The following is an 11753-nucleotide window of genomic DNA, read 5'->3' as shown; positions in this document are numbered from 1 at the left end:
AGTAATAAGTATCTGAACTTTTGAAACAGTTCGTATAAAACAAAATTATATATAATAACAAATTAGAAAATATTAATAATTCATAGATTAAATCCATGAATAAAAAAATAAAAAACGGTTGATAATATGAAAGCAAACGCACAAAAAATAGCTGATGGAGTATACTGGATTGGTGTACTCGATTGGGACTTAAGAACCTACCACGGTTACACCTTAGACGGAACCACCTACAATGCATACATTGTATTTGGAGAAGATGAAGTAGCTATTATCGATAACGCTTATCCTGGAAAAACAAAAGAAATGATGGCACGTATCGATGATGCATTCGCACAAGAAGGAAGAGATGTAAAAGTTGATTATATCATCCAAAACCACGTGGAAAAAGACCACTCCGGAGTTTTAGTGGATTTACACAAAAGATTCCCGGAAGCACCAATTTACTGTACCAAAATTGCTGTAAACGGTCTTTTAAAACACTACCCTGCTCTTGAAGGCGCAGAATTCATCACAGTCGGAACTGGTGACTCATTAGATGTCGGCGGAAGAACACTAGCTTTCCTAGACGCATTCTTATTGCACTGGCCTGACAGCATGTTCACATTACTTGCTGATGAAACCGGTATCTTATTCCCTAACGATGCATTCGGTCAACACTTATGTTTCACCCAAAGATTTTCAGACGAAATCCCTGAATATGTCTTAATGGATGCAGCACAAAAATTCTATGCAAACCTGATTACCCCACTTTCAAAATTAGTGCTTAAAAAATTAAATGAAGTAGTGGAATTAGGTTTACTTGACTCCATTAAAATGATTGCACCATCTCACGGTCAAATCTGGACTGACCCAATGCAAATTATCGGAGCTTACCAAAACTGGGCTACTGGAGTATGCGAAGACAAAATCACGATTATTTACGACACTATGCACTACTCAACCCAACAAATGGCTCACGAAATTGCTGAAGGTGCAATGTCTGAAGGTTATGATGTGGAAATCTTCTTCTTACACGAAGATGAAAGATCAGAAATAGTTAAAAGTATCTTAACCAGTAAAGGAATTGCAGTTGGAGACCCTACAATCAACGATGTACCATATCCAAGTATCGGAGACATCATGTACTACCTTAAAGGATTGCTATTCAACAGAACAGGCATTGTAAGAAAAGCAGTTACCTTCGGTTCAATGGGTGGAAAAGGCGGAACACCTGCAATGCTTGCTGAAGAGTTAAACAACTGCGGATTCGATGTAGTTGAATCACAAGAAATTACATTCGTTCCAACCGCTGAAGAAGAAGAAGCAAGCTATGAGTTAGGTAAAAAATTAGCTCAAGCATGTAAAGAATTATAAATTGAAAGAATATAATTATTCTTTCTCATTTCTTTTTTTAACAAAATAAAATTAAATAAAACCAACAACAATACTGAATACAATTATCATTGCCATTACAACAGACAATGCATTGACTATTGGCTTATAAATATTTTCAGACAATTTATAGCTCAGCAATATCTCAAGCATGTATCCGCCGTCCAAAGGTTTGAGCGGAAGCAGATTGAACAGTCCAATTCCCAGGTTTAGCATTCCCACCCATTGAAACAGTTCAAGAAGCTCAAATAAAATCCAAGGTATCGGACCCAAACTGTTATTTATCAGCTCGAAATGTTTGTTTGCCTGGATTCCGAAAAATCCTCTGGATTCGTTGTTTGGATTTTTATCAAGGGTTAATGTATAGCTGCCCTGATCCGTTTTGATGCTGACATTATCACCCGGCGAATAAGAACTGACAACATCAAGATAATCAGATGAATTGTCAATTTGTTGATTATCAATGGCCTCTAAAACCATTCCTTCTTTTAAGACACCGTCGGAAGGTGAATCTGAAACTATTCTATCAATAGCTATTCCATCTTCAGCAAAAAATGTTGGAATTCCGGCAGATATTAACGATACCAGCAACAATGCAATTACCGCTAAAGTAATATTTGCAACAGAACCTGCTGCATAAACTCTCAGCCTTGAAGATCTTTTAGCCGCCTTTAGCTCATCCTCATCAGACTCTACAAATGCCCCTGGAATAATTGCAAAGAGCAGCAGTCCAATTGACTTGATTGAAATTTTCTCGCCAACTGACTGAACACCGTGGGAAAACTCATGAACTATCAATACTGTAGCTAAAGCAATCAAACCGTAAAAGAATGGAATGTAAATTGATGAACCAGGCATTTCCACACCTGGAATCACAATTGAAACCGTCGGTGTTTCAAAAACCGATGGCAGTGAACTGACAATTGTCCCTGTAATAAATATCATTGCACCAAAGGCTACAACGATTCCAACATTCATGTACCATCTCCAGAATGTTGGAGAAAAATTAGAAATTCTGGATATTAGTCCCCTAAGCCTTTGGGTTTTCCACATGATGACCGGAAAGTTTATCTCAAAACCATGTTTTTCCAGCCTGTCATGAAATACTGCAGACAATATCCAGATGACAGCAAAAGCTATCAAATAATAATAAATACCATTCATTAAAATGCCACTTCCTCTACCAAAGTAGTGAATCGAACATCACAACATTAACTATATCTCCCTTCTGATATCCTTCATCATTTTCATCTATGATGATATAGCTGTTAGCCTCAACCATTGACCTAATAATGCCGGAACCCCTGTTCAGCACATGCTTTGCATACTCATCATCTGCAACTGCACGGATAAAATCGGTTCTTCCAAGTTGTGAAGGGATTTTAAGTTGAGATTCTCTTTTGACAATATGGAAATCAAATGACCTTCCCTGCATTTCAAACAAATATTTTCTTGCAAACATGTCAAATTGACTCATTGCAGCTACAGGCTGACCTGAAAATGTAAATATCATTTTACCATTGACAACGCCCGCTCCGGCAGGTTTTCCTGGCCTGATAGCCACACCATGGAATAAGATCTCACCAAGGTCATCGACAACATCCAAAACAACATCACCTTTACTGATGGCTGTTCCGCCAGTTGTCATGATAACGTCATAATCGCGAGAAGCTTCTAAAACAGCATCCTTAACTTCATCAAATGTATCTCCGGCATGAGCAATTTCTGCAATTGCTCCGGAATCCTCAACCAATGCTTTTATTGTAAACTGATTGGAGTTAATGATTTTAGCCTTATCTATTTCTTCTTTGGTTGGTTCCACAAGTTCATTTCCTGTTATGATAATCTTAACTTTAGGTTTCTTGAACACACGAACTGTATCGTAGCCTGCTGAAGCTATTAAACCTAATTCCTGATATCTGATAAATGTATTCTTATCAAGGATTTTCTGGCCCTTTTCTATATCTTCAGATTTCGGACTTACGTTTTCACCTGGTGTGACTTGAGAATAGATTGTTAAGTCATCGCCGTCGGTTGTAGTGTATTCCTTCATGATGACTGCATTAGCGCCATTAGGAATTGGAGCTCCAGTAGCTATAACAATCGCTTCGTTTTCGCCAACTGTCTTATCTGAAAAGTCTCCGGCTCCAATCGCATCAATGATCTTTAATTCCTTAGGAGCGGATTGTGATGCTCCAAAAGTATTTTCACCAATTACTGCAAAACCGTCCATTGCAGATTTATCAAATGGCGGGGAATCATGAAATGCCATGATATCTTCAGCCAAAACCCGTTTATGGGCTTCAAACAATGGAATTTCTTCAACTTCAGTAAGCCTTTGATTATCATCAATTAACTTTTGAGCATTAGATATGGACTCTAATTTAGATAAAAACATGTATTAAAACTCCCCCAAGTTTAATTATGCCATGTACTGTTCAATAACACCATGGTATGCGTTATCTAAATCTTCAAAGCTGAATTCATGTCCGTTTACATTTAATGATGTGCCTTTTACCTCACCGATGACCTGTGCTTCGACATCGATTTTTGCCATTATGTCATCTAAAGCATCGGCCTTAACGGTTAAAAGGTATCTTGCATGACTTTCTGAGTATAACAATTGGATTTTATCCAATTCATCATCGGTTATTTCAACTTCACAACCAAGACCTGATTTTATAACCATTTCAGACAGCGCCACTGCAAGGCCTCCTGCTGAAACATCATGTACTGCAGTGATATTCTTATCTGCATCTTCATCGATTAATTTTAAAACTGTCTGACCATTGGCAACTTCCTCATCGATTCTGATTCTTGGAGCAGTACCTTTTTCCAGATTGTGAATGGTTCTGTGATATTCTGAACCGGTTAGCTCATCATAGGTTTTACCGATTAATATAATTTTATCGCCTTCATTTTTGAAGTCCATGGTTCTTATGTTTTTAATATCTTCAACACCGATTACGCCAACAGCAGGAGTAGGGTTAATTTTGATTCCTTCTGTCTCATTGTAGAAACTTACATTACCACTGATGACAGGAGCATTGAAGTTTTCAGCCACAAGGCTCATTCCTTCAATGGCTGTTTTGAATTGCCATAAGATTTCCGGAGTTTCTGGGTTTCCGAAGTTAAGACAGTCAACAACCGCATAAGGAGTTGCTCCCATTGAAATAACGTTTCTGATAGCTTCGGCAACACATCCTGCAGCTCCGTCAAACGGAGATAATTTGGTGTGGATTGTGTTTGAATCTGTAGTAAGCGCAATAGCGGTATTTTCATCAATTCTTAAAACAGCCGCATCATCGCCAGGTTTTACAACTGTTCTGACTTGAACTTCATGGTCGTATTGTTTGTAAACCCATTCTTTGGAAGCAATATTTGGACTGGATAATAGTTTAGGTAAGGATTCATAAATTCCAGGCTCTTTAAGTTCAATTTTCTCAGTATCTTCCGGAATTTCAGCTATTGGTCTGTCAATTGAAGGCGGATCTGCTAAAAGAATAGTTGGCAAATTAGCTATTTCTTCCCCTTCATCTGAAATAACCATGTTGTTTCCTTCAATTACTTCACCAATTACTGATGATGTGATTTCATGTTTATCACAGATTTTTTGAGCGAGTTCAACATCATCTGGGTTTATGACAAATACCATCCTTTCCTGTGATTCTGAAAGCATGATTTCATATGGAGTCATACCTGTTTCTCTTAATGGAATTGCACGTAAATCTACACGAGCGCCATTTTTAGATGAATCCACAAGTTCTGAAATGCAGCAGGTAAGACCTCCACCACCTAAGTCCTTAACACCACTGACATTAATCTTTTCCAAGATTTCAAGTGATGCTTCTAGAACTCTTTTTTTGGTAAACGGATCTGCAACCTGTACAGCAGGTCTGTCTTCGGTTTCAGAATCTGATGTCAGCTCTTCTGATGCGAATGTAACCCCATGAATACCATCACGGCCTGTGGTTCCGCCCATTAAAAGGAATACATCGCCAATATTTGGTGCCTGTGCCCTTACGATTTTATCTTTTTCAACAAGCCCTACACACATTACATTAACTAGAGGGTTTGTTCTAAATGATTCATCAAATTCTATTTCACCGGCAACTGTTGGAACACCTACACGGTTTCCATAATCAGAAATTCCTTTTACAACATGTTCAAATAAGTATCTTGATTTTTCATCTGTGTCGATAGGTCCGAATCTAAGTGAATCCAAAAGTGCAATAGGCATAGCTCCCATTGAAATAATATCTCTTAAGATTCCTCCAATACCGGTACCTGCACCTCCATACGGTTCGATAGCTGATGGGTGGTTGTGAGATTCCATTCCTACAGCTAAAGCGTATTTATCAGTGACACTTACAAGACCCGCATCATCACCAGGTCCTAAAATAATGTTTTCTCCTTCAGTAGGAAAAGCTCTCAGGAAAGGTCTGCTGCTTTTGTAGGAGCAATGTTCTGAAAACATTACATCAAGCATCCCTTCTTCCAATTCGTTCATTTGCCTACCAAGAATTCCTTCAATATATTCAATTTCAGAATCAGCTAAAGTCATGTTAACACCCTTAATTTTTAATTGAAATAATCACTTTTTCTCCTTCAATATCCCATTCTTTGGTATAATCTTTAGAATCTTTACTGCACTCTTCTGTGTCAGTTATTATTAAGCTATTTGCCCTTACCTCATGAGCAATGACGTCGGATTGAGGTACAATCAAGTCCTTAAATTCAGTTGAAGTTTCAACGTCCACATTAATGTTTGCTTCAACATCCAAATCCAAGTCCTTTCTCATGTCCTGAATTCTTCTAATTAATTCACGAGCCATAGCTTCCTGTCTGATTTCAAGAGTAATGTTGGTATTTACAAATACATTGCCTCCGTCAAATTCAGAGGATACAAAGTCATCTGGAAGTTCTGAATCGAACAATACCTCTTCAGCAGAAAGTTCAATGCCTTCAACAGTAACGCTTCCATTAGCTTCAAGTTCAGCTTTAATTTGATTACCGTCAGCCACTTTTAGACCTTTTACGACTTTGCCCATGTCTCCTTTGAGTTTTGGACCTAAAATTTTAAGATTTGGTTTTGCAATGAATGACAATTTATCAAATTCGCTGGCGCCTAAAACTTCTTTGGTATTTGATTGATCTTTAATAATGTCTTTCAATTCTTCAATAGCTTTTAAAACATCTTCATCCTGAGATACAACAGTAATGTCTGAAACCGGCCATCTTAGTTTATATTGTGCCATGTCACGTGCTCTGATGGATGCTTCAATTACTTCACGTGCAACATCCATTTTTGCTTCCAGACTGGCATCTATTGCATCTTCATCGTATCCCCAATCATTCATGTGAATACTTTCAGGAGCATCCGGATTTACTCCTTTTACAAGGTTTTCATAGATTTCCTCTGATACGTGAGGAGCTATTGGACATAATACGGAAATTAACTTTATAAGTGCAGTGTATAAACTGTAATATGCACCCAATTTATCAGGGTCATCACTTTCAACCCATGTTCTTCCACGGATGAGTCTTACATACCAGCGACTTAAATCTTCCAATATGAAATTATTGATTTTTCTGGTAGCGTTGTGGAAGAATAACTTATCCAAATCTTCAGCTACTTCTTTTACAAGAGTATTTGCCTTAGATATGATCCATTTATCTTCAGCCCTTAAAATCATGTCATCTTCAGTTAATCCAACTGGATTGAACTCATCCAAAGACATGTAGGTAGTTGAAAATACATATACATTCCATAAAATGTTAAACATTTTGTTAATGTTAAGGAGCTCTTCCCAAACGAATTTTAAATCATCCCAAGGTTTTGAAGCCCATAACAAGTAGAATCTTAAAACGTCAGCACCATACTTTTCAATTACTTCTTCAGGAGACACTACATTTCCTAATGACTTGGACATCTTATTTCCATTTTCATCCAATACGAATCCATGCATCAATACTTTTTGATATGGACTTTTACCCATAGAAATTACCCCTGTACCGAGTTGTGAGTAGAACCATCCTCTGGTTTGGTCATGACCTTCTGTAATAAAGTCATATGGGAACCAATCTTCGAATTTATCTTTTTCTTCAGGATAGTAAAGTGAAGCCCAACCTGCTACCCCTGAGTCAATCCATACATCCAATACGTCAGGGATTCTTTTGATTGTCTGACCACATTTATCACATTTCACTTCAACTTCATCAACATACGGTCTGTGAATAAGTTCTGAATCGGAAACATTGATTTCATTTAATGCTTCAGCTTTCAATTCGGAAAGTGAACCGATAACTTTTAGTTCTCCACAATCAGGACATTCCCATATAGGAATAGGAATACCCCAAAATCTTTGTCTTGAAATTGTCCAGTCACGGGCATTATCTACCCAGTCATGGAATCTGCCTTCACCGGCCCATTTAGGTACCCATTCTACCTTTTCAATTTCATCCAACATTTTTTGTTTAATGTCAGTTACTTTTAAAAACCATTGTTTGGTAGCTCTATAGATAATAGGAGTTTTACATCTCCAGCATACTCCGTATCTGTGTTCAATGGTTTCAGACCTATACATTAAATCTTTTTCTTCTAAATCATTAATTATTTGAGTATTTTCATCTTTTGTGAACTTAGTTGCGTATTTTCCACCGTCTTCAGTAAAGCAACCGTCTTCTCCAACAGGACAGAAAATTGGAATTCCATTAGCCTGACCCACTTCAAAATCGTCCGGACCATGTCCCGGTGCGGTATGTACCAGACCTGTACCTTCACCTAGTTCTACATGATCACCGGCAAGTACCTTGTGTACTGCATCAATCTCATCAAATTCAGCATGTATCGGAACTTCATCCATTAAAATGTAGTCATAGCTCATTCCAATTAAGTCTTCACCTTTTACAGTTTTGATTACTTCATATAAGACTTCTTTTTCTTCTATGATTTTATCTTCTTCATCTTCTGATTCTGCTGGGATTTTGGTTCTGTGAATCTTGATTTGTTTTCCGAGTACAGTTTCCATCAAGTTTTCGGCCAAAATGTAAGTTTCACCATCTTTTGAAACGTAAACATAATCAAATTCTGGATTTGCACAGATTGCCATGTTTGCCGGAAGTGTCCATGGAGTGGTTGTCCAAACCAGGAAATAAGTATTTTCTTCTCCTTTTACAGGGAATTTGATATAAATGGAAGGGTCAACCTTTTCTTCATATTCAATTTCAGCAGCTGCAAGTGCAGTTCCACAGTGAGGACACCAGCTGATTACCCTTTGATCATTAACAAGTAAATTTTGTTCGTTTGCTCTTTTAAGTGTCCACCAGGAAGATTCCATGTATTTTGGATCTAAAGTCATGTATGGTTCATCCCAATCCATCCAAACACCCAATTGGTCGAACTGTTCTTCCATAGCCACTTTGTTTTCTAATGCAAATTCTCTGCATTTATCAACAAACTTGTCAATTCCAATCTCTTCAATTTCCTGTTTGGATTGGATATTCAATAGATGTTCTACTTTATTTTCAATAGGAAGACCATGCATATCCCATCCAGCCTGACGCCTTAAGCTAAATCCATTCATAGACTTGTATCTTAAGTAAGAATCTTTAATTACTTTATTCCAAGCTGTACCTAAATGGATTTTACCGCTACAATATGGCGGTCCATCTAAAAATGAGTATCTTGGACCTTTTTCTCTAAGTTCATTAACTTTTTTGAAAGTTTCTTCCTGTTTCCAGAATTTTTGAACTTTCTTTTCTATTTTATCATGATTGTATGATTTTTCTGCCTCTTTTATTGGCATTGTAACTCCTCAAAATTAATAATTTATAATATGTATCTTTTTGTTTTAGATAATAAATAAAGGTTTTTATGAATATTGGATATTTTAAATATTTAAAAAATATTTAAACAAATTGGGCAAATGAAGTCTTCAAAAAAGACTAAAATAAAAAGACAGTTATTAGATGAAAAACTATTGAAATTAAAAAAAGAATAAATAAAAAAAAATAGAAAAAAACTTTACCTGAAAAGGAAAGTTTTAATTTTTAATGTATTTCTTCAAGTCTTCGACTTTATCGGTTTCTTCCCATGGAAGGCCTTCAATACCGAAGTGACCGTATTTGGCGGTTTGTTTATAGGAAGTGTCTCTTAAACGGAGTGTTTCGATGATTCCATCAGGAGTTAATTTAAAGTTTTCACGAACGATTTTCTCGAAATCAACGCCTTCAACACCAGTTCCTTTGGTATCCACCATTACTGAAGTTGGTTCTGCAACTCCAATTGCATAGGATAATTGAATTTCACATTTGGAAGCAAGTCCACTTGCTACAATGTTTTTTGCAATGTATCTTGCCATGTAACATGCACTTCTATCTACTTTAGTGCAGTCTTTTCCTGAAAATGCTCCTCCACCATGGCGTGCATATCCTCCATAGGTATCGACGATGATTTTACGGCCGGTCAAACCGGCGTCTCCGTGAGGACCGCCTATTTCAAATTTACCGGTTGGATTAATATGTTCTTTAGTATTTTCAGTGATTAAGTTTTCTGGAATAACCGCTTTAAAGAGTTTTTCACGAATATCTTCCTTTAATTGCTCTTGATTATCAGACATTGTCTCATCATGCTGAGTTGACAATACCACTGCATCAAGTGAAACAACATTGCCCTCTTCATCGTAATTTACAGATACCTGTGCTTTACCGTCAGGCCTTAAATATGGAATTTCACCGCTTTCTCTGAGTTCAGTTAATTTATTAGTTAATTTACGAGCAAGATCGATTGGATAAGGCATTAATGATTCTGTTTCATCAGTTGCAAAACCGAACATCATACCTTGATCTCCTGCTCCGGTTTCTTCATCACCACGGTCAACTCCTTGATTAATATCCGCAGATTGTTCATGGAGCCTGTTATGTACTTCACAAGTATGACCGTCAAATTCTAAATCAGGTTTATCATAACCGATTTCAATGATTGTATCCCTTATGATTTTTTCAATTTCTTCTTCTGAGATATGAGCTGATGAGGTTATTTCACCAAATACCATACAAAAATCGGTTGTAACACAAGTTTCACATGCTACGTGTGAATATTTATCTTGCGCCATATAAGCATCTAATATCGCATCAGAAATAATATCCGCAACTTTATCAGGGTGTCCCTGAGTTACTGATTCTGATGTAAATGTTCTAGCTATTTCACTCACATTATCACCAATACTTCATTTAAATTATTTATAATTGTATATTATATTATTTTATTATTCTATATTAATACTATGAATAATACAATATATAAAGTTAGTTTTTAACCAATAAAAATACTCAAAATATCATTTCCATTAAAGAAAATATTAAGGATTATACACTAAAAAATGCAGAAATAATATTTTTTGCAAAAATGAGAAATAGCTGTCGTTAATGTAAAAAAATAGTAAAAAATCAATATCTATTGTGAAAAACATCACACAGATATTGAAAAGCTAAATTAAGCTAAAATTTTAAAGCCCTATGTCAGGAATTCTTTCATTGACGTTTTGCCTGATCCAATTGGAGCCCATACTATTGTAGAAACAGTTTAGCTGATTTTTACTGGTGGTACTTATTTTATAATTGAGTTTAACAACCAGCCCAACTCCAGCAAACTTAGATTTGAAATAACTTAATGATACCCAATCGGTTGGAACCCTACTGTCTCCACCAACATCATACTTTCCGTAAGAGTTGCTGACAAGGATTTTCTTGCCGTCAGGACTTACATCAATGATGGATACATAATGATTAGGCAGGAAAGCTATTAATGCGACTCCTCCTTTTTTCAATTGTTTTACGGCACTGTCAACAGAATAGTAATAAGATGTTTTAAAACCGTTTCTATCCAAGGCACTTTTAAGAACTGGGATATTTACTCCACTAACCACATTTGCCTGCTTTTGGAAGAATTTTTCAGAATAGTAATTCCTCAATGCCTGACTGCAGACACTGGCAGATGTAGGTCCGCAGGTATATCCAGTATTTTGGGTGTCACGAACTTCAGAGTAGGTTAATGATTTTCCTTTAACTGAAACGGTAATTGAACTTGGCCAGTAGTTGTATTGATTCTTTTTAACAATTTTAATATTGATTGCCTGTTCAATCACATTCCATTTTTCACGTTTTATGATATGTTTGATTGTTGGACAGTCTTTTGTTAAAAAGAAATTATATTTTGACAGTTTACCATATAAATACAAGCATTTACTATCTCTACTGATAGTTGATTTGTATTGGGCTTTTTCAAGAGTGTATTTACCGTCATTATCGGCCATGACATAACATGAAGGCATTACATCAATATCCGGCACTCCATTTACAGTAGGAACAGTCTGTTTTAA

Annotated in this window: 7 protein-coding genes; 1 reads left to right on the top strand and 6 read right to left on the bottom strand. The window is 36.5% G+C overall.

The genetic code is table 11. The annotated features are described in order from the left end of the window. Window positions 1-126: 126 nt before the first annotated feature. The gene (locus ACJMLH_RS07715) at window positions 127-1353 is read left to right on the top strand and encodes an FprA family A-type flavoprotein (protein ID WP_405276386.1); all 1227 of its coding nucleotides are present in this window, start codon (window positions 127-129) and stop codon (window positions 1351-1353) included. Window positions 1354-1404: 51 nt separating this feature from the next. Here ACJMLH_RS07715 and ACJMLH_RS07710 read toward each other — a convergent pair whose 3' ends face one another. The 6 genes from ACJMLH_RS07710 to ACJMLH_RS07685 form a co-directional block, all read right to left on the bottom strand. Next, a complete protein-coding gene (locus tag ACJMLH_RS07710; RefSeq protein WP_405276384.1) occupies window positions 1405-2535 on the bottom strand; it encodes a site-2 protease family protein in 1131 nt (376 codons plus the stop codon). A gap of 16 nt (window positions 2536-2551) precedes the next feature. Then, a complete protein-coding gene (gene glp / locus ACJMLH_RS07705; RefSeq protein WP_405276382.1) occupies window positions 2552-3769 on the bottom strand; it encodes a gephyrin-like molybdotransferase Glp in 1218 nt (405 codons plus the stop codon). Between the two features lie 24 nt (window positions 3770-3793). Then, entirely contained in the window at window positions 3794-5935 is a 2142-nt protein-coding gene (gene purL, locus ACJMLH_RS07700) for a phosphoribosylformylglycinamidine synthase subunit PurL (protein ID WP_405276380.1), read from the bottom strand. Between the two features lie 10 nt (window positions 5936-5945). After that, the gene (gene ileS, locus ACJMLH_RS07695; RefSeq protein ID WP_405276378.1) at window positions 5946-9179 is read right to left on the bottom strand and encodes an isoleucine--tRNA ligase; all 3234 of its coding nucleotides are present in this window, start codon (window positions 9177-9179) and stop codon (window positions 5946-5948) included. 237 nt (window positions 9180-9416) lie between these two features. Then, entirely contained in the window at window positions 9417-10577 is a 1161-nt protein-coding gene (gene metK / locus ACJMLH_RS07690) for a methionine adenosyltransferase (protein ID WP_405276388.1), read from the bottom strand. A 303-nt stretch (window positions 10578-10880) separates the two neighbouring features. Further along, window positions 10881-11753 (bottom strand): hypothetical protein (locus ACJMLH_RS07685; protein ID WP_405276376.1); only part of this gene is annotated, 873 nt, incomplete at its 5' end.

This window comes from Methanobrevibacter sp., assembly GCF_045116495.1.
Classification (GTDB): Archaea; Methanobacteriota; Methanobacteria; order Methanobacteriales; family Methanobacteriaceae; genus Methanocatella.
Note: the sequence above shows the minus strand (reverse complement) of the source record. Positions and strands in the feature narration are given on the sequence as shown.